Here is a 25,950-nt window from a genome sequence, read left to right as displayed (position 1 = left end):
CCCCGATGAGTTTCAATCTTTCCGAATGGGCGTTGCGTAACCGCCAGATCGTACTGTTCCTGATGATCCTGCTGGCGGTGGTCGGCACCTTGTCCTACACCAAGCTGGGGCAAAGCGAAGACCCACCGTTCACCTTCAAAGCCATGGTGATCAAGACCAACTGGCCCGGCGCTACGGCCCAGGAAGTCTCGCGCCAGGTCACCGAGCGTATCGAGAAAAAACTGATGGAGACCGGCGAATACGAGCGCATTGTCTCTTTCTCTCGCCCTGGTGAGTCCACGGTCACCTTCATTGCACGCGACTCCATGCACTCCGTGCAGATTCCTGAGCTGTGGTACCAGGTGCGCAAGAAGATCAGCGACATCCGCCAGACCTTGCCCCCGGATATCCAGGGGCCGTTTTTCAACGACGAGTTCGGCACCACCTTCGGCAATATCTACGCGCTGACCGGCGACGGCTTCGACTATGCCGTGCTCAAGGACTACGCCGACCGCATCCAGATTCAGCTGCAACGGGTAGCGGATGTGGGCAAGGTCGAGTTGCTTGGCCTACAGGATGAGAAGATCTGGATCGAACTGTCCAACCTCAAGCTCGCTACCCTTGGCCTGCCGTTGGCCGCTGTGCAGCAGGCGTTGCAGGAGCAGAACGCGGTATCCACTGCCGGCTTCTTTGAAACCCCGAGCGAGCGCGTGCAATTGCGTGTGTCGGGCAACTTCAAGACGGTGGAAGAGATCCGCAACTTTCCGATTCGTGTCGGTGATCGAACCTTTCGCATTGGCGATGTAGCCGACATTCACCGCGGCTTCAACGATCCACCGGCACCGCGCATGCGATACATGGGGGCGGATGCTATCGGACTGGCCGTGGCCATGCGTGATGGCGGCGATATTCTGGTATTGGGCAAGGCCCTCGAAGGCGAATTCGCACGTTTGCAAAAGAACCTTCCGGCGGGCATGGAGCTGCGCAAGGTTTCAGACCAACCGGCAGCGGTGAAAACCAGTGTCGGAGAATTCGTGCAGGTGTTGGCCGAGGCATTGGCGATTGTCTTGCTGGTGAGCTTTTTCTCCCTGGGTGTACGCACCGGCATGGTGGTGGCCCTGGCGATTCCGCTGGTGCTGGCGATGACCTTTGCCACCATGTATTACCTCGGCATCGGCCTGCACAAGATCTCCTTGGGCGCGTTGGTATTGGCCCTCGGTCTGCTGGTGGATGACGCGATCATCGCCGTGGAGATGATGGCAATCAAAATGGAGCAGGGCTACGACCGGCTCAAGGCGGCCAGTTTTGCCTGGACCAGCACCGCTTTCCCGATGCTCACCGGCACGCTGATCACGGCGGCGGGCTTCCTGCCGATTGCCACCGCGCAGTCGAGCACAGGTGAATACACACGCTCGATCTTCCAGGTAGTGACCATCGCGTTACTCGCCTCATGGATCGCCGCCGTGGTGTTTGTGCCGTACCTGGGGGAAAAGCTCCTGCCGGACCTGGCGAAGATTCACGCGGCCAAACATGGCACCGATGGCCCGGATCCCTACGGCACACCGTTCTACCAACGTGTAAGGCGTTTGGTGGAGTGGTGCGTGCGTCGGCGCAAAACCGTGATTGTGCTCACGCTGCTGCTGTTTATCGGCTCGGTGGCATTGTTCCGCTTTGTGCCGCAACAGTTCTTCCCGGCCTCAGGCCGCCAGGAATTGATGGTTGACCTGAAACTGGCCGAAGGCGCTTCCCTGAGCAACACCGCTGACCAGGTCAAGCGCCTGGAAGCCTTGCTCAAGGAACACGCCGGTATCGAGAACTACGTGGCCTACGTCGGTACGGGGTCGCCGCGTTTCTACCTGCCGCTGGACCAGCAACTGCCAGCGGCCAGTTTTGCGCAGTTCGTGGTGTTGGCTAAAACCATTGAGGAACGCGAAAGCCTACGTACCTGGCTGATCGAAACCCTCAACGAACAATTTCCCGACCTGCGCTCGCGCGTCACCCGTCTGGAAAACGGCCCGCCCGTGGGCTATCCGGTGCAGTTTCGCGTTACCGGCGAACACATCGAGGAAGTTCGCGCCCTCGCACGCAAAGTCGCGGCCAAGGTTCGCGAAAATACCCATGTGGTCAATGTGCACCTGGACTGGGAAGAACCGAGCAAGATCGTCTACCTCAATATCGACCAGGACCGCGCGCGCGCCCTTGGCGTCAGCACCGCCAACCTGTCGAAATTCCTGCAAAGCTCACTCACCGGCTCCAGCGTCAGCCAATACCGGGAGGACAACGAGTTGATCGAAATCCTCCTGCGCGGCACCGTCCACGAACGCACCGAGTTGTCGCTGCTGCCCAGCCTGGCGGTACCGACCGACAACGGCAAGAGCGTGGCACTGTCGCAGATCGCCACCCTCGAATACGGCTTTGAAGAGGGCATTATCTGGCACCGTAACCGCCTGCCGACGGTGACCGTGCGCGCCGATATCTACGGCAAGGAGCAACCGGCGACCCTGGTGCAGCAGATCCTGCCGACCCTCGAAGGCGTGCGCGCCGAGCTGCCGGATGGCTACCTGCTGGACGTCGGCGGCACCGTCGAGGATTCTGCGCGCGGGCAGAACTCGGTGAAGGCCGGCGTGCCACTGTTTATCGTGGTGGTGCTGACCTTGCTGATGCTGCAACTGCGCAGCTTCTCACGCACGGCGATGGTGTTTCTTACCGCGCCGTTGGGCCTGATTGGTGTCACGTTGTTCCTGCTGGTGTTCCGCCAACCCTTCGGCTTCGTGGCCATGCTCGGCACCATCGCGCTGTCGGGGATGATCATGCGCAACTCGGTGATCCTGGTGGACCAGATCGAACAGGACATCAAGGCCGGCCTGGCTCCGTGGCAGGCGATTATCGAAGCCACCGTGCGCCGTTTCCGCCCGATTGTGCTCACTGCCCTGGCGGCGGTGCTGGCGATGATTCCGCTGTCGCGCAGTGTGTTCTTCGGGCCGATGGCGGTGGCAATCATGGGCGGGCTGATTGTGGCGACGGCGTTGACCCTATTGTTCCTTCCGGCCCTGTATGCTGCATGGTTCCGAGTGAGGAAGGACGTCGTGTAATCATGCTGGCTACTGTTTCAGCCCTGATGTTGTTATTACTCGCCCCCGGCCCGACCAACACCCTGCTGTTTCGCGCCGGGGTGCTGTTTGGCTATCGCGCGTCCTGGTGGTTGGCGCTGGTCGAGTGCCTGGCTTACTTGCTGCAAGTCTCGGTGTGGGGCGTTGCACTGCTCTACCTGGCGGCCTATTCGCCGTGGGCATCGAAGCTCACGCAATTGGCGGCGGCCTGTTACCTGCTGTATGTCTCATACCGGCTCTGGCAACGCAAAAACAGCACCGTCGATCCTGGCCGTGATCGCTTCAGTGGGTTGAATTTCTTCTGGCTGACGCTGATGAACCCCAAGGGGCTGTTGATCGTGTCGTTCATTGCACCGGCCGGCAGCTTTGCCACATGGCAAGGCTATGCCGGGTTCATGACCACACTGGCATTGGTGGTGATACCCGTAGGGTCTGCGTGGATCGTGTTCGGCAGTCGCTTCGAAGGGCTGCAAAAAGCCTGGCTGACACCCCTGAAGATCAACCGTGCGACGGCGCTGGCAATGGGATGCTTTGCTACGTTGACGGTGGGGCGATTGGCTGAGTCGGTACTGCATTGAATCGCTCCCCGTTGCAGGGAGCGATTCTTCCACGGCTTAAAGTGCGCCAAACACCTTCTTCGCCAGGCTGGTAGCCGCAGCCGCCGGGTTCTTGCGAATCGTCTCTTCCTGCTGCGCAATCATCTTGAACAAACCATCCAGCGCCTGTTCGGTCACGTAGTTTTCGACGTTGGCGCTCTTGGCATCCACGGCGCCAAACGCGGCGGCCTTGCCGGCCAGGGCGTTGTATTGCTGGGCGACGCCGACCTTGTCGGTAGCGGCCTTGACGATCGGCAGGAACTTGGCGCGGATGGCTTCGCGGCTGCTTTTGTTCAGGTATTGGGTGGCCGAGTCCTGGCCGCCGCTGAGGATGCCCTTGGCGTCGGTCACGCTCATGTTCTTCACCGCATTGACCAGAATCGGCTGGGCCTGGGTCACGGCGGTTTCCGCCGCTTTGTTCATGCTGTCTTCCAACTGCGTGACCTGGTCGCCCATGCCGAACATTTTCAGCTTGTCGGCGACTTTGCCCAGCTTGCCCGGCAGGCCGATTTTCACTTCAGGGTTGTTGCTGAAACCGCCGGGTACACCCAGTTGTTTCACCGCGATCTGCGCACCTTGGGTCAGGGCGTCCTTGAGGCCGCCGCTGGCGTCGCCCTGGGACAGGCTACCAAGGTCCAGAGCCATGGCATTGGCGCCGAGCAGCAGGCCGGCACACAGGGCAGTGAGGCGAAGGGAGTTGCGGAGCATGAGCGCTTCCTTATGTTCGTAAAATTCAGTGAGCGACCGCATCAACGCGCAGGCGCAGCGGCTGTGGATCCTGGCCGTTGAGCTGCACCGCGTGCCGTTCGGTGGTGATAAACAGTAGCCTGCCATCCAGTTCGATGCGAGCGCTCACCGAGTAACTGTGGCCCGGCTTGACCTGCGCGGGGTCGTAGGTCAGGTGAAACGGCAGCGGTACCTGGCCTTTGACCGGGCCTTTCTGTTCGGCGAGGGTCACGGCAGGCGCATCGGCCAGGGACACGTCCTGCAGGCTGACACTCAAGGTGGCGGTTGGCGGCAGGGCGATACGTTGCAGGTAGAACACTTCGCCGTCGAGGCTGGCCTTGGGTGCTGGATGCATGGATTGGCAGGCTCCGAGCAGGGCGGTGAGACCCAGGAGGATGATCTTTTTCATGGTGCAGCTCCTTTTCAACGGCGCCAGCATCCAGCTGGCGCCTTCTTCAATCTAGCGTGTTTCTTCTGCTTCCACCGGCGCTTCGGCTGCGCCATCCACACGGTGCAAGGCCACCTGGCGGATCGACAAGCGAATCTCCGCCGGCAACACGCGCTTGGCTGCGCCCTCAGCCAGTTCACCGAGCAGGTCGTGATAGCTCAACTTGCCCGCTTCATCGCGACGCAGCACATCTTGTTCCAGCAAGGTCTGTATGAAATGTCGGAAAAGGCTCTTGTCGAAGAATTCCGGGGCATTGAGCCCATGCAGGATCGACAGGCGTTGGGCCATGACCGTGCACAGGTCTTCGAGCTCTTCGGCGCTGATGCTGTTCTGGCCGCTGTTGAGCAGCAGCGAGATCGCCATGTAGAAGCGTTGCAGGGTCTGGGCGATGGTCTTGGACAGCAACGTCAGCAGCACGAAGTGTCGCGAACTCGGTGCCGGGCGCAGGAACACATTGTTTTCGAAGCGCAGCAGGCCTTGTTCGACAAAGGCCTCCAGCCACTGGTCGACGACGGTATCCAGCTCTTCCAGCGACCAGCGGATAAACAGCTCCGATTGCAGGTACGGGTACAGCGCGTGGGTGTAGCGCAGGATCTGCTCGCGGCTCATCCGCGAGCTGCTCTGGAAGAAGCTGGCCAACAGCGCCGGCAGGGCGAAGATGTGCAGTACGTTGTTGCGGTAGTAGGTCATCAGGACGGCGTTCTGCTCGTCCAGGTACAGAATCTTGCCCAGGGCATCGCTCTGTTCCGACAGCAGGTTCATGTCCTTGACGTGCTTGATCAGCGCCAGCCCATCGCCTTCGGGCAAGGTGGTGTGCGGCGAATAAGGCACGCGGCGCAGCAGCGCCAGGTACAGGTCCAGCTGGCGGGCCATGGCCTGTTCATCCAGGGCCAGGCGCGTGGTCGACAGCAGGGCCAGGGCGACCAGGTTCACCGGGTTCACGGCGGCGGCTTCGTTCAGGTGGCGGGCCACCCGCTCGCCGAGGCGGTTGGTGGTTTCGTTGAGCCAGGCCGGTTTGTAGTTCGGGCCCAGTTCCTGGGCGCGCCAGTCCGGTTGCTCGGCGTCGAGGAATTCCGCCAACTTGATCGGCTCGCCGAAGTTGACCGCGACCTGGCCAAAGCGCTGCTTGAGTGCGCCGATCACTTTGAAAATGTCGAAGATCGATTCTTTCTTCTTGCTCGCCCCGCGCAGTTCGCCGAGGTAGGTGCGGCCTTCGAGCACGCGCTCATAGCCGATATACACCGGCACGAACACGATCGGCATGCGCGAGGAGCGCAGGAAGCTGCGCAAGGTGATCGCCAGCATCCCGGTCTTCGGCTGCAGCATGCGCCCGGTGCGCGAGCGCCCGCCTTCGACGAAGTACTCCACCGGGAAGCCCTTGGTGAAGAGGGTATGCAGGTATTCGTTGAACACCGAGGTGTACAGCGGGTTGCCCTTGAAGGTGCGGCGCATGAAAAACGCACCGCCACGGCGCAACAGGCTGCCGATCACCGGCATGTTCAGGTTGATGCCGGCGGCGATATGCGGCGGGGTCAGGCCGTTCTTGAACAGCAGGTAGGACAGCAGCAGGTAGTCGATATGGCTGCGGTGGCAAGGCACATAAATCACCTCGTAGCCCTGGGCAACCTTTTGCACGCCCTCAATGTTATTGACCTTGATGCCGTCGTAGATTTTGTTCCAGAACCAGCTCAGCACCACTTCCAGGAAACGGATCGCGGTGTAGGTGTAGTCGGAGGCAATCTCGTTGCCGTAGCGCAGGGCCTGGGCCTTGGCTTTTTCCGGGCTGATTTTTTCCCGCTCGGCTTCCTCGGCAATGGCCTGGCGCACCAGCGGCATGTTGACCAGGCCCTTGACCAGATTGCGCCGGTGGGACAAATCGGGACCGATCACCGCAGTCTTCAGGTTACGAAAGTGCACGCGCAGGATGCGTTGGGCCATGCGCACGGTGCGTTCGTGGCCTTTATTGTGCTCGATCAATTCACGCAGGTTGATGGGCGCGGAGAATTGCACGCGGGTCTTGCGTCCCAGGATCAGGATGCTCAACAACCGGCGTAGACGCCCAGTGACCGCCCAGCTGTCGGCAAACAGCAGTTTCCACGGGCTGGACTCGCTCGCAGGGGTTTGCCCCCAGAACACGCTGACCGGAATGATTTGTGCATTCTCTTCGGCGTGTTCGCTGAGGGTGTTGACCAGGCGGGTCAGGGTTGGCGGCGCGCCGCGCTTGTCCTGACGGCCGAGCCAGTCCGGCTCGGGTGTGAGGTAGAAGAACGCCGCAGGCTCCATCAGCGGACCCACCGATACCGGCAGCACCGGGCGCGGCAGGCCGGCCTTGGTGCACTCGGCATCGACCACGGCCAATTCGGTGAGGGAGGGCGATTGCAGGACGTAAAACACCGGCCGGCTGCGGTCCAGGTTGAGGGTAAGGGACGACTGGTTGATCGTCTCTGAGCGAACCCAGAGGTACAACAGTCGGCGCAAGGTGCCAAATACCAGACGGCGGAACGGGGAGCGGGTCATAGGCGAGCTGCTTCAAGTGGGAAAAACCGAGCAGGCGCTCGGGCGGGTAGTGTGCCGTATTCGCCGAAAATCGGCAAAAAAGCAGCGATGTAAACTTGAGTTGATCGTTTTTGAGCCTGTCTTATACTCGGCAGTTCAACGCGACCGACTCAACAATAACAATCAAGTGGGAGTGAACAGATGGCAACGCGCGAAACCGGCAATGTGAAGTGGTTCAACGACGCCAAGGGCTACGGCTTTATACAACGTGAAGATGGCAAGGATGTGTTTGTGCACTACCGCGCCATTCGCGGTGACGGCCACCGTTCATTGGCCGAGGGCCAGCAGGTGGAATACGCCGTGGTGAGCGGCGAGAAAGGGTTGCAGGCGGAGGATGTAGTAGGTCTGTAAGTTCACCACTGAACCCATGTGGGAGGGGGCAAGCCCCCTCCCACATTTGACTGGGTTCGCAATTCAGACTCAGGCAGTTTTCCAGGTGATCTGCTCTTCACCGTCTTCGCTGATGCGTATCCAGGTGTCGGCGCTTTCTTCACCTTCTTCCTCGACCCATGTCCCCGGTGCGCAGCGCACTTCCACGTTCAGCGCAGCAAACGCCGCGCGGGCGCAGGCGATGTCGTCTTCCCACGGCGTCTGGTCACTTTCCAGATACAGGCTGTTCCACTTGCCCACGGCTTTCGGCAGCCAGGTCACGGGCACGTCACCAGCCTTGCACTTGTAGGTCTGGCCACGTTGGACCCAGTCGCTGCACGGGCCCAGGGCGGCGCCCAGCCAGGTGGCGATGGCCTTGTAGTCGACGTCGGCGTCCTTCAGGTAAATCTCGATATCGGGTTGGCGCATGGATATTCCTCGTTGCGGGATTCGAAAATCCATTCGCGGATGTTTAAAAGTCGGTTATTGAAGCACGAAATAATCGTAGCGCATCGATACCGTGACCAGCAGCGGCTCGGCCGCCTCGATCACCTCGGCACGGCGTTCGGCACTGGCGCGCCAGCCGTGAGGGGTCATGGCCAGCAGGTTGGCGCGGTCCTGGGGCTCGGCCAGGCTTAACTTGAATTCCAGGGTTTCGCTGTGCGCCAGGCTCATGCCGTCCGGCACCAGGGCCAGGTGCTTGTCGTCGGTGTACTCGCGCACTTCGTCGTACAGGCGCTCGCGCAGTTCCATCAGATGGCCGCTGGTAGGGCCGACTTTCATCAAGCCGCCGCCCGGGCTGAGCAGGCGCTTGGCCTCTTGCCAGTCCAACGGGCTGAACACACTGGCGAGGAACTGGCAGCTGGCGTCGGCCAAGGGCACGCGGGCCATGCTGGCGATCAACCAGGTCAGCGCCGGGTTGCGTTTGCACGCGCGCTTGACCGCTTCCTTGGAAATGTCCAACGCGTAGCCATCGGCATGGGGCAGGGCCTCGGCGATTTGCGCGGTGTAGTAACCCTCGCCACACCCGATGTCCACCCAGCGCTGCGGTGCGCGTTCAGCGGCCAGCTCGGCCAGGCGCTTGGCCACCGGGGCGTAGTGCCCGGCGTTGAGAAAGTCACGGCGCGCCTCGACCATCGCCAGGTTGTCGCCCGGGTCGCGGCTGTTCTTGTGCTGCACCGGCAACAGGTTCAGGTAACCCTGGCGCGCGCGGTCGAAACGGTGCCCGGCCGGGCACGCTACGCCATTGTCCACCGCGTTGAGCGGTGCGCTGCAAATGGGGCAGGCAAGCATCAGGCGAGCAACTTGATCAGGGTCTGGTAATAGATTTCGGTCAGCACATCGAGGTCGCTGGCCAGGATCCGCTCGTTGACCTGGTGGATCGTCGCATTCACCGGGCCCAACTCGACCACCTGGGTGCCAAGGGTTGCAATGAAGCGCCCATCGGAGGTGCCGCCACTGGTGGAGGCCTGGGTCTCACGCCCGGTAATCGCCTTGATGCTGGCCGACACCGCATCGAGCAATGCGCCCGGCTCGGTAAGAAAAGGCAGGCCCGACAGCGCCCACTCCACATGCCAGTCCAGGTCATGCTTGTCGAGAATCGCCGCAACGCGCTGTTGCAGGCCTTCGACCGTGGATTCGGTGGAAAAACGGAAGTTGAACACCGCCGTCAGGTCACCCGGAATCACGTTGGTGGCGCCGGTGCCGGAGTTGAGGTTGGAGATCTGGAAGCTGGTCGGCGGGAAGAAGGTGTTGCCGTCGTCCCAGTGTTCGGCGGCCAGTTCGGCCAGGGCCGGTGCGGCCAGGTGGATCGGGTTCTTCGCCAGGTGCGGGTAGGCCACGTGGCCTTGCACGCCGCGCACGGTCAGGGTGGCGCCGAGGGAGCCGCGACGGCCGTTCTTGACCACATCGCCCACCAGGGTGGTGCTCGACGGCTCGCCGACGATGCACCAGTCCAGGCGCTCCTTGCGCGCCGCCAGGCGTTCGATCACGGCCTTGGTGCCGTGGTGCGCCGGGCCTTCTTCATCGCTGGTGATCAGGAAAGCGACCGAACCCTTGTGGTCCGGGTAGTCGCGGACGAAGCGCTCTGCCGCCACCAGCATCGCCGCCAGGCTGCCCTTCATGTCGGCCGCGCCACGCCCGCAGAGCATGCCGTTTTCGTCGATCAAGGCGTCGAACGGGTCGTTCTGCCAGGCTTGCACCGGGCCGGTGGGGACCACGTCGGTGTGGCCGGCGAAGCACAGCACTGGACCGTCGTGCTTGCCATGGGTGGCCCAGAAGTTGTCCACGTCCTCGATACGCATCGGCTCCAGCGCAAAACCGGCGTCGCCCAGGCGCTGCATCATCAGCTTCTGGCAATCGGCGTCGATCGGCGTGACCGAGGGGCGACGGATCAGGTCGATGGCAAGTTGAAGGGTCGGCGAAAGGTCGGCATGGGCCGTCATGGGAAAACTCCGGAAAGCATGTTTGGAAGAGCAGGGCGGGCAGACAAAACGGCCGTTATCTTATAGCAAAACGGCGGCCAGAGGCCGCCGTTTAGTGCATTGCGCAAGTTTTTAAGCCGCAGGTGCAGGCTCAGGTGCCACTGCCGGTTTTGGCAGCGACGACAGGAACGCCATGATCAACGCCGCCACATACGGCAGCGATTGCACCAGCAGCATCACCACCCAGAAACGGATGTCATTGCTCGGCAGGCCTTGCACCAGGTAGATCCCCAGCGCGGCGCCCCACAACAGCAGCATGATGAACATTTCTTCGCGGGCTTCGGAAATCGCTACCCAGAAGCCGTGGTTATCCGCGTTTTTCGGGGTGCGAAAGAACGGAATGCTGGTGGTGAAGAAGCCATACAGCACCGCCTTGGCGATGGTGTGGGACAGCGCCAGGCCAGCCAGGGCGGCGCAGAACGCATCCTTGAGGTTCACGCCCACGGCACGGCGGTAGAGAAAGATGATCTTGCCCACCTTGAACACGAACAACGCCAACGGCGGGATCGCGAAAATCAGCAGCGGCGGGTCGACCCGCGTCGGCACGATGATCATCGCCGCCGACCACAACAGCGCGCCGACGGTGAAGAAGATGTTCATGCCGTCCGCCACCCACGGCAACCAGCCCGCGAGGAAGTGGTAGCGCTGGCCACGGGTCAGCTCGGTGTCTTTGCCACGCAGCAGGCTGGCGGTGTGACGCTTGATGATCTGGATCGCACCATAGGCCCAGCGGAAACGCTGTTTCTTGAAGTCGATAAAGGTATCCGGCATCAGGCCCTTGCCGTAGCTGTCGTGGTAATACGCCGCCGACAGACCTTTCTCGAACACGCGCAGGCCCAGTTCGGCGTCTTCGCAGATGCACCAGTCAGCCCAGCCAAGCTCTTCGAGCACCGAGCGACGGGTCATGGTCATGGTGCCGTGCTGAATGATCGCGTCGCGGTCGTTACGGGTGACCATGCCGATATGGAAGAAGCCTTTGTATTCGGCGTAGCAGAGCTTCTTGAACGTGCTTTCGTTCTGGTCGCGGTAGTCCTGTGGCGACTGCACCACGGCGATTTTCGGGGCGGCGAAGTGCGGCACCATATGCTTGAGCCAGTTCGGCGACACGCAGTAGTCCGAGTCGATCACCGCGATCACTTCGGCATCCTTGGCGGTGTGCGGGATCAGGTAGTTCAGAGCACCGCCCTTGAAACCGGCCAGGGGCGCGACGTGGAAGAACTTGAAGCGCGGGCCCAGGGTTTCGCAGTAGTCGCGTACCGGCTCCCACACCGCCGGGTCTTTGGTGTTGTTGTCGATGATCAGGACTTCGTAGTCCGGGTAATCGAGGGCGGCCAGGGCGTCGAGGGTCTGTTTGACCATCTCTGGCGGCTCGTTGTAGCACGGCACATGGATCGACACTTTCGGGCGGTAGTCCGAATCGCCTTCCACCGGCAGGAATTCACGTCGACGCTTGTGCGTCCAGACCGCTTCCGCCAGTTCGTGGGCTTCGGTCAGCAGCACGATAAACACGCCCAGGGCGCCCAGCGCGAGCAAGATACCGACGGTCACGCTGAACCACGTGCTGTATTGCTGACTGTAGTCGTAGCCGATCCACACCAGTACCGAACCGCAGAGGAACGCGATAAAGGTCAGGAAGGTGCGGCCACGCTGGCGCAGGGATGAGCCGTCGATCATCAGCAGGGTCAGGGACAGCAGTGCGAGCACCACCGATCCGATCGCCAGGACGCGCCATTGCGGAATCGCAACGACGGGCCCTTCGAAGTTGAACTTCTGCTGGCGCGCGGCGTTGTACACGCCCCAATACGCGCCGGCCGAGCCTTCGTCGCTGACTTTCCACGGCTGGTCGAAGGCCTCGATCACGAAGTAGTTGTAGCCCTGGCGGTTGAGCTTGTTCACCAGCGTGCGCAGGTAAATCGCCTGGTCTGCCGGGGACGTTTCATTCCCGCCGCGCATCCGGCCGTTACTTGGCCAGCCCACTTCCGACAGCAGCAGTGGCTTTTTCGGGAACAGTTTCTTCAGGTCCTTGGCGCGGTCGAGTACGTACTGGCCGGCCTTGTCCATCGGGATGTACTCCCAGAACGGCAGGATGTGCGCGGCGATCAGGTCGACGTGCTTGGCCAGTTGCGGATTCTTTTCCCAGATATGCCATTGCTCGGAGGTCGTCACCGGTACTTTCACGGCGCCGCGCACCCGGTCCAGCAGCACGATCAGTGCTTCAGGGGTGATCTCTTCACGGAACAGCGCCTCGTTACCGACGACAACCCGCACAACACTGCGCGAGCTGTTGGCGATCTCGATGGCGCGCTGGACTTCGCGCTCGTTACGCTCCAGGTCCGGGCTGATCCAGATCCCCAGCGTTACGCGCAGGCCGAACTCTTCGGCGAGCTTGGGAATGTCACCCAATGTGCCGTCGACCGAGTAAGTACGGATGTTGTCCGTCAGCTTGCTCATGATCTCCAGATCGCGACGCATCTGCTCGTCGGTGGGGTACTGGTCTTTCTGCGGGAACTGGCCTTGCTGGAACGGCGAGTAGGAAAAACCGGAGATCTGCTCAGGCCAGTTGGGAGCAGTGACCGGGCGGTTGATCAACGCCCAGAAGCCGGTGAACAGCGCGGCAATTGCCAGCACCACCACCAGGTTGAGTCCAAATTTACGCGATGACATGGCTATTTCGGGTTCCAAAGGGTGCGGAACGAAAAGAGGTGTCGGCCTGCGCCGAACGGCGCGCATCCTACACCGGCCGCTCCATGAGCGTATAGCAGACAGAGAAAAGCCGGACGTTAGTCAGCGAAACAGCCTCTAAGTTCTTTACTTGTAGCTTGTAGCTTCGAACTTGTCGCTATGTAGTCCATAATGCGCGCCGGTTTTTGGGGTAATGGTCATGAGCACAGAAGATCCGCGGTTTGCAGGCGTCGCCCGCTTGTATGGCATTGAAGGCCTGGAACGCTTGAAAGCGGCCCATGTGGCGATTGTCGGCGTCGGTGGCGTCGGCTCGTGGGCAGCGGAAGCCATGGCCCGTTGCGGGGTGGGCGAGATCTCGCTGTTCGACCTGGACGACGTGTGTGTCAGCAACAGCAACCGCCAACTGCACGCCTTGGACAGCACCGTGGGCAAGCCCAAGGTCGAAGTGATGGCCGAGCGCCTGCGCGCTATCAACCCGGATTGCACGGTGCATGCGGTGGCGGACTTCGTGACCCGCGACACCATGGCCGAATACATCACGCCCAACATCGATTGCGTGATCGACTGCATCGACGCCGTCAACGCCAAGGCCGCGCTGATCGCCTGGTGCAAGCGCCGCAAGATCCAGATCATCACCACCGGCGGCGCCGGCGGGCAGATCGACCCGACGCTGATCCAGGTATGCGACCTGAACCGTACCTTTAATGACCCCTTGGCGTCGAAAGTGCGCTCTACGCTGCGCCGTGACTACGGCTTTTCCCGCACGGTGACCCGTCATTACAGCGTGCCGTGCGTGTTTTCCACCGAGCAACTGCGCTACCCCAAGCCGGATGGCAGCATCTGTTTGCAGAAGAGTTTTGTCGGTGATGGGGTGAAGCTCGACTGCGCCGGCGGGTTTGGCGCGGTAATGATGGTGACGGCCACATTCGGCATGGTCGCGGCGACCAAGGCAGTGGACAAGATTGTGGCCGGGGTGCGCAGGCCCTCGGAGCGGGTCAAGCCCGCCTGAGTCTCAGAACGTTACACGGTTCAAATGTGGGTATGACTGAGTTCGCGCATGCGCTGCAGGACTGCATTCAGCCCATTGCTGCGCGACGGCGACAGTTGTCGAGAAAGCCCCAGTTGATTGAACCAGTCAGGCAAGTCGACCGCCTGCAAGTCGTCCGCCGACAACCCATTGACCCGCGCCAGCAGCAATGCGACCAAGCCACGAATCATGCGGGCCTCACTGCTGGCGGCGAACTGCCAGTGGCCATCGTGCAAGCGCCCGACCAACCACACCAGGCTTTCACAGCCCTGCACGAGATTGGCATCGACCTTATCCTCATCCGCCAATACGGGCAGGCGCTCGCCCCACTGCATCAGCATTCGAGCGCGTTGCTCCCAGCTGCCCACCGACTGAAAGGCCTCCAACGCGGCAACCGCTTCCACCGGCAGGCTCATCGCAGCATATCCAGCGCCTGATCCAGCGCTTCGAAGAAGCGTTCCAGGTCATCGGAGTCGTTATACAGCGCCAGGGAGACGCGGATCGCCCCCGACAAGTGCATGGCCTTGAGCAGCGGCATTGCGCAATGATGGCCGGCACGTACGGCAATGCCTTGCTCGGTCAGCAGGTGCGCGAGGTCGGCGTTGTGCACGCCCTCGACCACAAAGCTGACCAGCGCCGCCTGCGGCGAACCCAGCACACGGACGCCATTGCGCGCCTTCAGCCCGCGCAGCAGGTAGTCATGCAGGGCCGCTTCATGGGCGAGCGCCGCGTGCTGATCCAGCGAACTCAGGTAGTCCAGGGACGCGCCCAGGCCGATCACACCGGCAATCGGCGGGGTGCCGGCCTCGAAACCCAGCGGTGCCGGGCGAAAGCTCGCGCTTTGGTACTCAGCCTGTTGCACCATCTCGCCACCAAATTGCCAATGGCGCAGGTGATGCAGGGCCTCGTTGCGGCCATAGAGCACGCCGACGCCGTCCGGGCCGTACAGCTTGTGGCTGGAAAATACATAGAAGTCGCAGCCCAGTGCCTGCACGTCATGGCGGCCGTGGACGATGCCTTGGGCGCCATCGACCACGGTCACGGCGCCGTGGGTCTGGGCCAATGCCAGCAAGGCTTGCAGCGGTTGCCAGGTGCCGAGGACGTTGGACAGTTGGCTCACCGCCAGCAGGCGCGTACGCGGGCCGATCAACGCGGCGGCGGCTTGCAGGTCGATCACGCCGTCATCGTCGAGTGGCAATACCACCAGGTTGAGCGCGCGACGCTTGGCCAGTTGCTGCCACGGCAACAGGTTGGCGTGGTGTTCCAGGGCGCTGATGACAATTTCATCGCCCGCATTGAATAAGTGCTCAAGGCCGTAGGCCAAGAGGTTCAGCGCTGATGTCGCGCCGTGGGTGAAGATAATTTGCCCGCTGTCACCTGCATTCAACCACTGCGCAACCTTGCTGCGACTGTCCTCGAAAGCCTGGGTCGCATGGGCACCCGGCAAATGCTGGGCACGGTGCACATTGGCGGCGCCATTGGCGTAGTAATGGCTGATGGCGTCCAGCAGGGCTTGGGGTTTTTGCGTGGTGGCGGCGTTGTCCAGATAGGTCTGGTCTTGCCGTTGCAGGGCGGCGATGGCCGGGAAATCGGCGCGCCAGGGGGAGGGCACTAGCATGGTGTTCAAGACTCGTATAAGCGAGCCCCAGGGTCGGGGCCCGCTAGTGGCATCGAGTGGCTGCTTAGTTGTGAGCGTGCAGCGCTTCGTTCAGTTCGATGGCCGATTTGTGGGTTTTGCACTCCACGGCACCGGTCTCGGAGTTACGGCGGAACAGCAGGTCCGGTTGGCCGGCCAGTTCGCGCGCCTTGACCACCTTGACCAGTTGGTTCGACTCGTCCAGCAGTGCAACCTTGGTGCCGGCGGTGACATACAGGCCCGATTCCACTGTGTTGCGGTCGCCCAATGGGATACCGATACCGGCGTTGGCGCCGATCAGGCAGCCTTCGCCGACCTTGATCACGATGTTGCCGCCGCCCGACAGGGTGCCCATGGTCGAGCAACCGCCGCCCAGGTCCGAACCCTTGCCGACGAACACGCCAGCCGATACGCGGCCTTCGATCATGCCCGGGCCTTCGGTGCCGGCGTTGAAGTTGACGAAACCTTCGTGCATCACGGTGGTGCCTTCGCCCACGTAGGCGCCGAGGCGGATACGCGCGGCGTCAGCGATACGCACGCCGCTCGGCACCACGTAGTCGGTCATTTTCGGGAACTTGTCCACCGAGAACACTTCCAGCAGTTCGCCACGCAGGCGTGCTTCCAGTTGGCGTTCGGCCAGCTCATTGATGTCGATCGCACCCTGGCTGGTCCAGGCCACGTTCGGCAGTTGCGGGAACACACCGGCGAGGCTCAGGCCGTGTGGCTTGACCAGGCGATGGGACAACAGGTGCAGCTTGAGGTAGGCCTCGGGGGTAGACGTCAGTGCGGCGTCCTCGGCCAGCAACGTGGCGACCAGCGGCGTGTGGCTTTCTGCCAGGCGGCTCAGCAGCGCGGCTTGGACAGCGTCGACGCCTTTGAGCGCGTCAGCCAGTTGCAGGGCCTGGGCGACGGTGAAGGTGATCGCCTGGTTGCCTTCGTTGTAGCCGAGGATCGGCGCAATGGCAGCGACGATTTCAGCCGATGGGTTGAGCAAGGGTTGTGCGTAAAACACTTCCAGCCAAGCACCTTGGCGGTTCTGAGTGCCGACGCCGAAGCCCAGGCTGAACAGGGAATTGGACATGCTGTTACCTCTACAAAAATGGAAGGGCTGGCCTACTTGAGGGCTGCCGAATAGCTATCTGGCTTGAAGCCAATCAGGGTTCTGTCACCGAGATCAAGCACCGGGCGCTTGATCATCGAAGGTTGTGCGAGCATCAATTCAATGGCTTTCGACTGATCGAGATCGGCTTTGCGTTCGTCTTCGAGTTTGCGAAAGGTGGTGCCCGCACGGTTCAAAACCACCTGCCAACCGTGCTCGTTGCACCATTGGGTCAAGTGTTCGCGGTCGATACCGGCCGTTTTGTAGTCGTGGAACTCATAGCTCACAGCGTGCTCATCGAGCCAGGTGCGCGCCTTTTTCATGGTGTCGCAGGCTTTGATGCCGAAAAGGTGCAACGTTTTGCTTGAAGCGGTCAAGGAATTGCCCCCCCTCTGATCTGATGTCGTGTGCGGATGAAACCGAAAGATCACGGATTATGCCACGACCAGCACGTTTGAGTGCCGCTCGTCAGCGTCGTGCGACTTTTGTGCAAAAGCCAGCGCGCAGCATAGGCCGGTAACATAGCCGGGTAATATGGCACTTCAACTGCCAGTTGTTGCCTGATGTGTGTCGTTGCAAGTCGATTGTCCGGGAAAACCGCGTTATGCAAACCGCCTACACCGTTCTTATCCTGCTGATGCTGGTCAGCGTTTCGCGTCTGGTCGGGCGTGTCATCCCCCTGCCGTTGCCTCTGGTGCAGATTGCCGCTGGCGCGTTGCTCGCCTGGCCCACGCTGGGGCTGCATGTGGCGCTGGACCCGGAGTTGTTCCTGTTTCTGTTCCTGCCACCGTTGCTGTTCTCCGATGGCTGGCGCATGCCCAAGCGCGAATTGTGGCGCCTGCGCGGGCCGATCCTGACGCTGGCCGTCGGGCTGGTGCTGTTCACCGTGGTCGGTGCTGGTTACTTCATTCATTGGCTATTGCCGACGATCCCGCTGCCGGTGGCCTTCGCCCTCGCAGCTGTGTTGTCGCCGACGGATGCCGTGGCCGTGTCGGCGATCGCTCAGAACCGCTTGCCGACGCCTCTGATGCATATGCTCCAGGGCGAGGCCCTGATGAATGATGCTTCGGGCCTGGTGACGTTTAAGTTTGCCCTGGCGGCGGCATTGACCGGAATCTTTTCGCTCGCGGATGCCAGCCTGACGTTCGTGCTGGTGGCTGTCGGTGGCCTGGCGGTGGGCGTGGCGTTGAGCTGGCTGGTCGGCCGCCTGCGTGCCTGGATGATTGCTCGAGGTTGGGATGACCCGGCGACCCACGTGGTGTTCATGTTGCTGCTGCCGTTTGCGGCCTACGTGCTGGCCGAACGCCTTGGGGCCTCGGGCATCTTGTCGGCGGTGGCGGCGGGCATGATGCAAAGCTGGCTCGACCTGCTGCCCCGCCAGACCAGTACGCGCCTGCTCAATCGCAGTGTCTGGTCATTGCTGGAGTTTGCCTTCAACGGTCTGATCTTCCTGCTGCTGGGCCTGCAATTGCCGGACATCATCAAAGCCGTGGTCAGCCATGAACCGACATTGTGGCCGACCTTGCTGTATCGCTGCCTGGATGTGATTGCGATCTTCCTGGTGCTGGTGGTGTTGCGCTTTATCTGGGTGCAGAGCATCTGGCGCTTGTCGGGTTTGCTCCGTCGCCTACGTGGGAAAAGTGAACTGACCCTGGTGCCCACCGCACGGTCCTGTTGGTTGCTGACCGTGGGCGGTGTGCGCGGTGCGGTGACCTTGGCCGGTGTGATGTCGGTGCCTTTGTTGCTGGCGCCGGGCAAAGACTTTCCTGAGCGTGACCTGCTGATTTTCATCGCTGCTGGCGTGATCCTGCTGTCGCTGATCGCTGCCTGCATCGCCTTGCCGATGCTGTTGCGCGGGATCGAAAAAAGCCCCGATGAAAAGCGCCACAACGAAGTGCGTGAAGCTTGGAAAAAGACCGCTGTCGCCGCAATCCACGCCTTGGAGGCCGAAGAGCCGACAGAAACCGAAACCCAGGACGCCGCCCAGGCCGCATTGGCCACTGAGCTAAAGGCGCGGTTGATGTCGGAATATCGCCATCAGTTGGAGGTGTTCAATGACTCGGCGGAAGCCCAGGCGCTGGCGCAGCAAATGGATCTGCTTGAGCGCAAGCTGCGGCTCAAGGCCCTGCGCGCGCAACGCCTGGAGTTGTATAGCCTGAGCCGTCATCACCAGATTGGTGATGACGTCTTGAGGGAGGTGTTGGCGGAGCTGGACATGAGTGAAGCGAATCTGGGTCAGGTGAAATGACCCGCAAGGCGTTTACCGACGACGCTGGATAAAATCCCGCATCCGTTCAGCGGCTTCCACGCACTCCGCCAGGGGTGCCACCAGCGCCAGGCGCACACGCCCGGCGCCGGGGTTGACGCCCTCGACTTCCCGCGACAGGTACGAACCCGGCACCACCGTCACGTGCTCCTCCACGAACAGGTCGCGGCAGAACGCGGCATCATCGCCCTGCACATTCGGCCACAGATAGAACCCGCCATCCGGGGCCTGTACGTCCAGCACGGGCTTGAGGATCGCCAGCACGGCGTCAAACTTTTCGCGGTACAGGTCTCGGTTGGCCTGCACATGGGCCTCGTCCTGCCATGCGGCGATGCTGGCCAGTTGGGTTTGAACCGGCATCGCACAGCCGTGGTAGGTGCGGTACAGCAGGAAGCCCTTGAGGATCTCGGCGTCGCCGGCCACGAAGCCGGAGCGCAGGCCTGGCAGGTTGGAGCGCTTGGACAGGCTATGGAATACCACACAGCGCTTGAAGTCCTGGCGGCCCAGTTCGACACATGCGCTGAGCAGGCCCGGCGGTGGGGTTTGTTCGTCGAAGTAGAGTTCGCTGTAGCACTCGTCAGCAGCGATGACGAAGTCGTATTCGTCGGCCAGGGCGATGAGTTTTTTCAGGGTCTCGACCGGGATCAGCGCGCCGGTCGGGTTGCCGGGGGAGCACAGGAACAGGATCTGGCAGCGTTTCCAGATGTCCGGCGACACGGCGTCGAAATCCGGGTTGAAGCCGTTTTCATCCAGGCATGGCAGGTAGTGCGGCTTGGCCCCGGCCAGGAACGCGGCGCCTTCGTAGATCTGGTAGAACGGGTTCGGGCTGACCACCAGCGCGTCGTCGCCACGGTTGACCACGGTCTGGGTGAAGGCGAACAGCGCTTCACGGGTGCCGTTGACCGGCAGGATATTGCGCGCCGGGTCCAGCCAGCTCTTGGGCATGTTGAAGCGGCGTTCGCACCAGGCGCCGATGGCCTCGCGCAAAGCCGGGATGCCCAGGGTGGTCGGGTACACCGCCATCTGGTCGAGGTTATTGCTCAGTGCCTCGGCGACGAACGTCGGGGACTTATGCTTGGGTTCGCCGATGGACAGCGCGATTGGGCGTTTGTCCGGGTTTGGCGTAACGCTGCCGAGCAGGGCGCGCAGTTTCTCGAACGGGTAAGGCTGCAGCTGGTTCAGGGCGTTGTTCATCGGTGGATCTCGTTCAATTCATTGGAAGCAAAAAAAGGCTGTCGGTCAGATACTCAAGCGCGACAACTCAACGCTATTTTCCTGATTGACGCTCAACTGCTGGACGATGGCTTCCTGCAAGCGGCGGCACAGTTCCGGGTCGGACAGCGGCTGGTTATCGGCATCGGTAATAAAGAACACGTCTTCCACCCGTTCGCCCAGGGTTGCGATCTTGGCGTTCTGCAGTGACAAATCGAATTCCAGGAAAATGCCGCCGATCCTTGCCAGCAGGCCTGGCCGGTCCGGCGCGCTGAGCTCCAGCACCGTGACCGGACGCTGGGCATCGTTGGAAATGGTTACCTGGGGCGCAAAGGCAAAGTGCTTGAGTTGGCGCGGTACTCGACGCTGGATGATGGTCGGGTAGTCATCCGGGTTACGCAGCGCTTCGGTCAGGCCTTCGCGGATCTTTTTCACCCGCGCCGGGTTATCGCCGATGGACTCGCCTTCGGTATCCAGCACGATGTAGGTGTCGAGGGTGAACTGGCTGCTGGAGGTGATGACGCGGGCGTCATGGATGTTCAGGTTGAGCTGGTCCATGGCCGCCACGGTCACGGCGAAGAAGTCGTGCTGGTCGGGCGCATAGATGAAGATCTGCGTGCCGCCTTCGAATTCGCGCTGGGTGGTTTCCTTGATCAGCACCAGCGGGCCGCCATCAGCCGGTTGCTGCAGGATCGCGTCGGTGTGCCAGGCCACATCGCCGGCGGTGTGGCGCAGGAAGTAATCGTCACCCAATTGCGACCACAGTTGCTCGACGTCGTCCGGGTCGTTGCCGCCGCGCACCAGGATATCCAGCGCCGCGCTTTGGGTGCGGCGGATCTGCTCTTCGCGGTCCACCGGGTTTTCCAGGCCTCGGCGCAGGGCACGCTTGGTCTCGGTGTAGAGCTGGCGCAACAGGCTTGCGCGCCAGGAGTTCCATAGGGTCGGATTGGTGGCGTTGATATCGGAGACGGTCAGCACGTACAGGTAGTCGAGGCGGGTTTCATCGCCGACGATCTGCGCGAAATCGTGGATCACCTGCGGGTCGGACAAGTCCTTGCGCTGGGCGGTGGTCGACATCACCAGGTGGTTCTGCACCAGCCAGACGATCAGGCGGCTGTCCCACAGTGGCAACTGGTGACGCTGGCAGAACGCCTCGGCATCCACTGCGCCGATTTCCGAGTGATCACCGTGCCGGCCCTTGCCGATGTCGTGGTACAGGCCGGCGAGGTAGATCAACTCCGGCTTGGGCAGCTTGGCCATGAGCTTGCTGGCCAGCGGGAATTTCTCGGACACCTGGGTGTACTGCAACTTACGCAGGTGCTTGATCAGGTTCAGGGTGTGGGCGTCCACGGTATAGATGTGGAACAGGTCGTGCTGCATCTGCCCGACGATAAAGCCGAACTCCGGCAGGTAGCGCCCGAGGATGCCGTAGCGGTTCATGCGGCGCAGGTTGCGGTGGATGCCGATCTTGCACTTGAACAGCTCGATAAACAGGCTGGTGTTGCGAATGTCGTTGCGAAAGTCATCGTCGATCAGGTGACGGTTTTCCCGCAGCAGGCGGATGGTATCGGCGCGTACGCCCTTGATTTCCGGCTGCTGGGCCATCAGCACGAAGATTTCCAGCATGGCGAACGGGGTGCGGCGGAACACGTTGTCGTTGCGCGCCTCGATATAGCCGTCGTGCAACTGGAAGCGCGAATTGATCGGCTGCGGCGGAGCTTCGTCTTCGGGGGCGAGGATCACTTCTTCGAAGTGCTGGATGATCAGGTCGCTGAGCTGGGCGATGCTCATGACTACCCGATAGTACTGCTGCATGAAGCTTTCGATGCTGGTCTTCGCGTCTTCGCCTTCAAACCCCAGCAGGGTGGCGATGGAGCGTTGGTGGTCGAACAGCAGGCGGTCTTCGGAGCGCCCGGCGAGCATGTGCAGGGCGTAGCGCACTTTCCACAGGAATTCCTGGGACGACGCCAGCAGGGCGTTTTCGCTTTCCACCAGGAAGCCTTCGCCGGCCAGGGCGCGCAGGTTCAGAGTGCCGTATTGGCGACGCGCTACCCACAGAATCGTCTGGATATCGCGCAGCCCACCTGGGGAGCCTTTGACGTTGGGTTCCAGGTTGTATTCGGTGTCGTTGTACTTGTGGTGCCGGGCCTTCTGTTCGGCACGCTTGGCCAGGAAGAAATCCTTGCTCGGCCACATGTGCGCGGTGCTGGTGACTTCGAGCATGCGCTGGCGCAAGCGCTCGGGGCCGGCGATGGTGCGGCTTTCCATCAGGTTGGTGATGACGGTGAGGTCGGCGCGGGCCTCTTCGGCGCATTCGTCCACCGAGCGCACGCTCTGGCCGACTTCCAGGCCGATGTCCCACAGCAGCGTCAGAAAACGCTCGATGGAATCGCGAAAGATCTCATGGTCGGCGCTGTCCAGCAGGATCAGCAGGTCGATGTCGGAGTAGGGGTGCAGCTCGCCACGGCCGTAGCCGCCGACCGCCACCAGGGCAATATCGGCGTCTTCACTCCAACTGAACTGTTCCCAGGCCTTTTGCAGGATGTTATCGACGAACCAGGCGCGGTCCTCGATCAGTCGGCGGATGTCCCGGCCGCTGCGAAAGCGCTCGTCGAGCACCTCGCGGGCCTGGCGGATGGCCTTTTTGAACGCGGCAATGGGACTCGCTTTCAGTGCCAGCTCCGCCTGGAACTGGCCACGGTCGAAGAGTTCGGGATCCACCTGGGGCATCGATCGGCTTTCCTTTCTATCTAGTCAGTCAGTCACAACACAGTTGGGGAAAACCTTGGCAGCCTTTTATGCGGAGACGCGTGGGATCGTGTCGTCGGCGCGCAGGGTGAAGATCTCGTAGCCGGTTTCGGTGACCAGCAGGGTGTGTTCCCACTGGGCCGAGAGCTTGCGGTCCTTGGTGATGGCCGTCCAGCCGTCGCCCAATACCTTGGTGTCGGCCTTGCCTTGGTTGATCATCGGCTCGATGGTGAAAGTCATGCCTGCCTTGAGCTCCATGCCGGTGCCGGCGCGGCCGTAGTGCAGGATCTGCGGTTCTTCGTGGAACACGGTGCCGATACCGTGGCCGCAGAATTCACGCACCACCGAGAAACCGTTCTTTTCGGCGTGCTTCTGGATCACTTCACCGATGTCGCCCAGGCGGCAGCCAGGCTTGACGATTTCGATAGCCTTGTACATGCATTCCTGGGTGACCTGGGACAAGCGCTCGGCCCAGACCGGCACGGTGCCGACGTGGAACATGCGGCTGGTGTCGCCGAAGTAGCGGTCCTTGATCACGGTGACGTCGATGTTCAGGGTGTCGCCGTCCTTCAACGGCTTGTCGCCCGGGATCCCGTGGCAGACCACGTGGTTGACCGAAGTGCAGATCGACTTGGGGAAACCCTTGTAGTTCAGGGGGGCAGGGATGGCCTTTTGCACATTGACGATATAGTCATGGCAGATCTGGTTCAGGGTTTCGGTGGTAACGCCGGGCTTGACGTGCTCGGCAATCATTTCCAGCACGTCGGCAGCCAGCTTGCCGGCAATGCGCATGCCGGCGATGTCTTCGGCGGTTTTCAAACTAACGGTCATACAGGCTCTCTCTAGCGCGGCGCGCTGAAATCAATACGGTTTACGGGCGTGCGACAAAAGGTTGCTGAATTCGCACAAGCCACAAAAAACGCGATTCTAACAGACGCGGGCGGCAAATCATGAGCCCCTGACGATCGCTTCTCTCTATCAGCTGGGGTTATATCGGCTCTATTCAAAGGCTTGCGCACAAGTCGCGGATGCCAAATGTGATTGCGGGTTTCGTTTTCGCCCTTCGTGTGGTATAAAATGCGCCGCTTTCCGGGGATACCCCGAAAAGCTTAAATCCACACACGTGTCGACACGATGACCTGGGTGCCGGAGGCCTTGATGCCGCTGGTTGGTCATTGGGATACGTGGAGGCCAAACCCGACTTATTAAGGAACTATCATGTCCCAAGTCAACATGCGCGATATGCTGAAGGCCGGTGTGCACTTCGGTCACCAGACCCGTTACTGGAACCCGAAAATGGGTAAGTACATTTTCGGCGCGCGTAACAAGATCCACATCATCAACCTTGAAAAAACCCTGCCAATGTTCAACGAAGCTCTGACTTTCGTAGAGCGCCTGGCCCAGGGCAAAAACAAGATTCTGTTCGTCGGCACCAAGCGTTCCGCTGGCAAGATCGTTGCTGAAGAAGCAGCACGTTGCGGTTCGCCGTACGTCGATCACCGCTGGTTGGGCGGCATGCTGACCAACTTCAAAACCATCCGTGCTTCCATCAAGCGTCTGCGTGACCTTGAAGTGCAAGCCGAAGACGGTACTTTCGCCAAGCTGACCAAGAAAGAAGCGCTGATGCGCACTCGTGACCTGGAAAAGCTCGATCGTTCCCTGGGTGGTATCAAGGACATGGGCGGTCTGCCTGACGCACTGTTCGTTATCGACGTTGATCACGAGCGCATCGCGATCACCGAAGCCAACAAGCTGGGCATCCCTGTTATCGGCGTAGTCGATACCAACAGCAGCCCGGAAGGCGTTGACTACATCATCCCAGGCAACGATGACGCAATCCGCGCTATCCAGCTGTACATGGGTTCGATGGCTGACGCTGTAATCCGTGGTCGCAACCACGTTGCTGGTGGTACCGAGCAGTTCGTTGAAGAAGCTCCGGTAGCTGCAGCTGAGTAATTGACGCCCTGGCGTTGACTCAGTAAGCAAAAAGGGGGCTTGGCCCCCTTTTTGCCACCTCGAAAACCATTTGTGAGCAGCGCAGCTACATCACCTGTAACGTGCAGCGGCTAACAAGGGTGGTTCGGGAAGAATTGATCCCCCGTTCGATCGGGTGGAATGGTTGAAAACCTATCCAAGAGGAATTTGAAAATGGCAGCAATTACTGCAGCGTTGGTTAAAGAACTGCGTGAGCGTACCGGCGAAGGCATGATGGATTGCAAGAAAGCCCTGGAAAAGGCTGACGGCGACATCGAAAAAGCCATTGATGACATGCGTGCTTCCGGCGCCATCAAGGCTGCCAAGAAAGCAGGCAACGTGGCTGCTGAAGGCGCTATCGCTCTGAAAGAAGACGGCAAATCTGCTGTTCTGCTGGAAGTGAACTCTCAGACCGACTTCCTGGCCCTGCAGGACGACTTCAAGGCATTTGTTGCTGCCAGCGTTGAAAAAGCGTTCGCCGACAAACTGACTGACGTTGCTCCGCTGATCGCCGCTCAAGAAGCTGATCGCCTGGTACTGGTTGGCAAGGTTGGCGAAAACGTCAACATCCGTCGCCTGGTACGCGTTGAAGGTGATGTTGTTGGTGGTTACCTGCACGGCAACAAGATCGGCGTTGCAGTTGTCCTGAAGGGCGGCAACGTTGAACTGGCCAAGGACATCGCTATGCACGTAGCGGCCAGCAACCCTGAGTTCCTGCTGCCTTCGGAAGTTTCTGCCGAAGCGATCGAGCGTGAAAAGGCTGTGTTCCTGCAGCTGAACGAAGAGAAAATCAAAGGCAAGCCAGAAAACATTGTTGAAAATATGGTCAAAGGCCGTATCAGCAAGTTCCTGGCCGAAGCAAGCCTGGTTGAGCAGGCGTTCGTCAAGAACCCTGAAATCAAGGTTGGCGAACTGGCTAAGAAAGCCGGTGCTGAAATCGTTTCCTTCACTTACTTCAAAGTAGGCGAAGGCATCGAGAAGCCGGTCGACAACTTCGCTGAAGAAGTTGCTGCCCAGCTGGCTGCCGCCAAGCAATAAG

Annotated in this window: 21 protein-coding genes; 7 read left to right on the top strand and 14 right to left on the bottom strand. The window is 61.0% G+C overall.

Features of this window, described 5'->3' with window-relative positions:
• Positions 1 to 5 precede the first annotated feature (5 nt).
• Positions 6 to 3,071, top strand: coding sequence for an efflux RND transporter permease subunit (locus tag AD670_RS22085; protein ID WP_053137316.1), 3,066 nt, complete (start codon positions 6 to 8; stop codon positions 3,069 to 3,071).
• 2 nt (positions 3,072 to 3,073) lie between these two features.
• Positions 3,074 to 3,667: a LysE family translocator gene (locus tag AD670_RS22080; RefSeq protein ID WP_053137313.1), complete on the top strand. Its 594-nt coding sequence runs from the start codon at positions 3,074 to 3,076 to the stop codon at positions 3,665 to 3,667.
• 36 nt (positions 3,668 to 3,703) lie between these two features.
• On the opposite strand, the gene AD670_RS22075 is transcribed toward AD670_RS22080, so the two are convergent.
• The 3 genes from AD670_RS22075 to plsB are packed head-to-tail and all read right to left on the bottom strand — an operon-like array spanning position 3,704 to position 7,376.
• Positions 3,704 to 4,393 carry a DUF4197 domain-containing protein gene (locus AD670_RS22075; protein ID WP_053137310.1) on the bottom strand — a complete coding sequence of 230 codons (690 nt, stop codon included), beginning with the start codon at positions 4,391 to 4,393 and terminating at the stop codon, positions 3,704 to 3,706.
• 25 nt (positions 4,394 to 4,418) lie between these two features.
• Positions 4,419 to 4,820, bottom strand: a complete 402-nt coding sequence (locus AD670_RS22070; RefSeq protein ID WP_053137307.1) for a YbaY family lipoprotein — start codon at positions 4,818 to 4,820, stop codon at positions 4,419 to 4,421.
• Between the two features lie 51 nt (positions 4,821 to 4,871).
• Positions 4,872 to 7,376 (bottom strand): glycerol-3-phosphate 1-O-acyltransferase PlsB, encoded by a 2,505-nt coding sequence (gene plsB, locus AD670_RS22065; protein ID WP_053137304.1) that lies wholly within the window; start codon positions 7,374 to 7,376, stop codon positions 4,872 to 4,874.
• A gap of 180 nt (positions 7,377 to 7,556) precedes the next feature.
• Between plsB and AD670_RS22060 the strand changes: the two genes are divergently transcribed.
• On the top strand, positions 7,557 to 7,766 hold the full coding sequence (locus AD670_RS22060; RefSeq protein ID WP_017529713.1) for a cold shock domain-containing protein: 210 nt from the start codon (positions 7,557 to 7,559) through the stop codon (positions 7,764 to 7,766).
• 69 nt (positions 7,767 to 7,835) lie between these two features.
• On the opposite strand, the gene AD670_RS22055 is transcribed toward AD670_RS22060, so the two are convergent.
• From AD670_RS22055 to AD670_RS22040, 4 genes are all read right to left on the bottom strand, one after another.
• On the bottom strand, positions 7,836 to 8,213 hold the full coding sequence (locus AD670_RS22055) for a hypothetical protein (RefSeq protein WP_053137301.1): 378 nt from the start codon (positions 8,211 to 8,213) through the stop codon (positions 7,836 to 7,838).
• A 54-nt stretch (positions 8,214 to 8,267) separates the two neighbouring features.
• Complete coding sequence (locus tag AD670_RS22050; protein WP_053137298.1) at positions 8,268 to 9,077, bottom strand: putative RNA methyltransferase; 810 nt, start codon at positions 9,075 to 9,077, stop codon at positions 8,268 to 8,270.
• Positions 9,077 to 10,228 (bottom strand): succinyl-diaminopimelate desuccinylase, encoded by a 1,152-nt coding sequence (dapE, locus tag AD670_RS22045; RefSeq protein WP_053137294.1) that lies wholly within the window; start codon positions 10,226 to 10,228, stop codon positions 9,077 to 9,079. Before dapE ends, AD670_RS22050 begins: the two co-directional genes overlap by 1 nt.
• A 111-nt stretch (positions 10,229 to 10,339) precedes the next feature.
• Complete coding sequence (locus tag AD670_RS22040; RefSeq protein WP_053137291.1) at positions 10,340 to 12,931, bottom strand: glycosyltransferase; 2,592 nt, start codon at positions 12,929 to 12,931, stop codon at positions 10,340 to 10,342.
• A 217-nt stretch (positions 12,932 to 13,148) separates the two neighbouring features.
• Between AD670_RS22040 and tcdA the strand changes: the two genes are divergently transcribed.
• Complete coding sequence (tcdA, locus tag AD670_RS22035; RefSeq protein WP_027604488.1) at positions 13,149 to 13,958, top strand: tRNA cyclic N6-threonylcarbamoyladenosine(37) synthase TcdA; 810 nt, start codon at positions 13,149 to 13,151, stop codon at positions 13,956 to 13,958.
• Between the two features lie 20 nt (positions 13,959 to 13,978).
• On the opposite strand, the gene AD670_RS22030 is transcribed toward tcdA, so the two are convergent.
• The 4 genes from AD670_RS22030 to AD670_RS22015 form a co-directional block, all read right to left on the bottom strand.
• Entirely contained in the window at positions 13,979 to 14,392 is a 414-nt protein-coding gene (locus AD670_RS22030) for a SufE family protein (protein WP_053137285.1), read from the bottom strand.
• The gene (locus AD670_RS22025; protein WP_053137282.1) at positions 14,389 to 15,594 is read right to left on the bottom strand and encodes an aminotransferase class V-fold PLP-dependent enzyme; all 1,206 of its coding nucleotides are present in this window, start codon (positions 15,592 to 15,594) and stop codon (positions 14,389 to 14,391) included. The genes AD670_RS22030 and AD670_RS22025 overlap by 4 nt, the downstream gene beginning before the upstream one ends.
• A 64-nt stretch (positions 15,595 to 15,658) precedes the next feature.
• The gene (gene dapD / locus AD670_RS22020) at positions 15,659 to 16,693 is read right to left on the bottom strand and encodes a 2,3,4,5-tetrahydropyridine-2,6-dicarboxylate N-succinyltransferase (protein ID WP_053137279.1); all 1,035 of its coding nucleotides are present in this window, start codon (positions 16,691 to 16,693) and stop codon (positions 15,659 to 15,661) included.
• A 32-nt stretch (positions 16,694 to 16,725) separates the two neighbouring features.
• Positions 16,726 to 17,034, bottom strand: a complete 309-nt coding sequence (locus AD670_RS22015; protein WP_231982825.1) for an arsenate reductase — start codon at positions 17,032 to 17,034, stop codon at positions 16,726 to 16,728.
• A 281-nt stretch (positions 17,035 to 17,315) separates the two neighbouring features.
• Here AD670_RS22015 and AD670_RS22010 point away from each other — a divergent pair, with 281 nt between their 5' ends.
• Positions 17,316 to 18,959 carry a Na+/H+ antiporter gene (locus tag AD670_RS22010; RefSeq protein WP_053137272.1) on the top strand — a complete coding sequence of 548 codons (1,644 nt, stop codon included), beginning with the start codon at positions 17,316 to 17,318 and terminating at the stop codon, positions 18,957 to 18,959.
• A gap of 12 nt (positions 18,960 to 18,971) precedes the next feature.
• Here the strand turns inward: AD670_RS22010 and dapC are convergent, their stop codons facing one another.
• The 3 genes from dapC to map all read right to left on the bottom strand — a co-directional run bounded on the left by dapC (position 18,972) and on the right by map (position 23,768).
• Positions 18,972 to 20,171 (bottom strand): succinyldiaminopimelate transaminase, encoded by a 1,200-nt coding sequence (gene dapC / locus AD670_RS22005; RefSeq protein WP_053137269.1) that lies wholly within the window; start codon positions 20,169 to 20,171, stop codon positions 18,972 to 18,974.
• Between the two features lie 45 nt (positions 20,172 to 20,216).
• Positions 20,217 to 22,919, bottom strand: a complete 2,703-nt coding sequence (locus AD670_RS22000; RefSeq protein WP_053137266.1) for a [protein-PII] uridylyltransferase — start codon at positions 22,917 to 22,919, stop codon at positions 20,217 to 20,219.
• Positions 22,920 to 22,985: 66 nt separating this feature from the next.
• Positions 22,986 to 23,768: a type I methionyl aminopeptidase gene (map, locus tag AD670_RS21995; RefSeq protein ID WP_053137263.1), complete on the bottom strand. Its 783-nt coding sequence runs from the start codon at positions 23,766 to 23,768 to the stop codon at positions 22,986 to 22,988.
• A gap of 387 nt (positions 23,769 to 24,155) precedes the next feature.
• On the opposite strand from map, the gene rpsB reads away from it, so the two are divergent.
• Together rpsB and tsf are read left to right on the top strand one after the other, a co-directional pair.
• Positions 24,156 to 24,893: a 30S ribosomal protein S2 gene (gene rpsB, locus AD670_RS21990; protein WP_003219330.1), complete on the top strand. Its 738-nt coding sequence runs from the start codon at positions 24,156 to 24,158 to the stop codon at positions 24,891 to 24,893.
• A gap of 192 nt (positions 24,894 to 25,085) precedes the next feature.
• Positions 25,086 to 25,949, top strand: coding sequence for a translation elongation factor Ts (gene tsf / locus AD670_RS21985; RefSeq protein WP_027604480.1), 864 nt, complete (start codon positions 25,086 to 25,088; stop codon positions 25,947 to 25,949).
• Position 25,950: the final 1 nt, after the last annotated feature.

This window comes from Pseudomonas sp. MIACH (genome assembly GCF_001269925.1).
Classification (GTDB): Bacteria; Pseudomonadota; Gammaproteobacteria; order Pseudomonadales; family Pseudomonadaceae; genus Aquipseudomonas.
The sequence above is the reverse complement of the archived record's forward strand: the minus strand, read 5'-3'. Positions and strand labels throughout refer to the sequence as shown.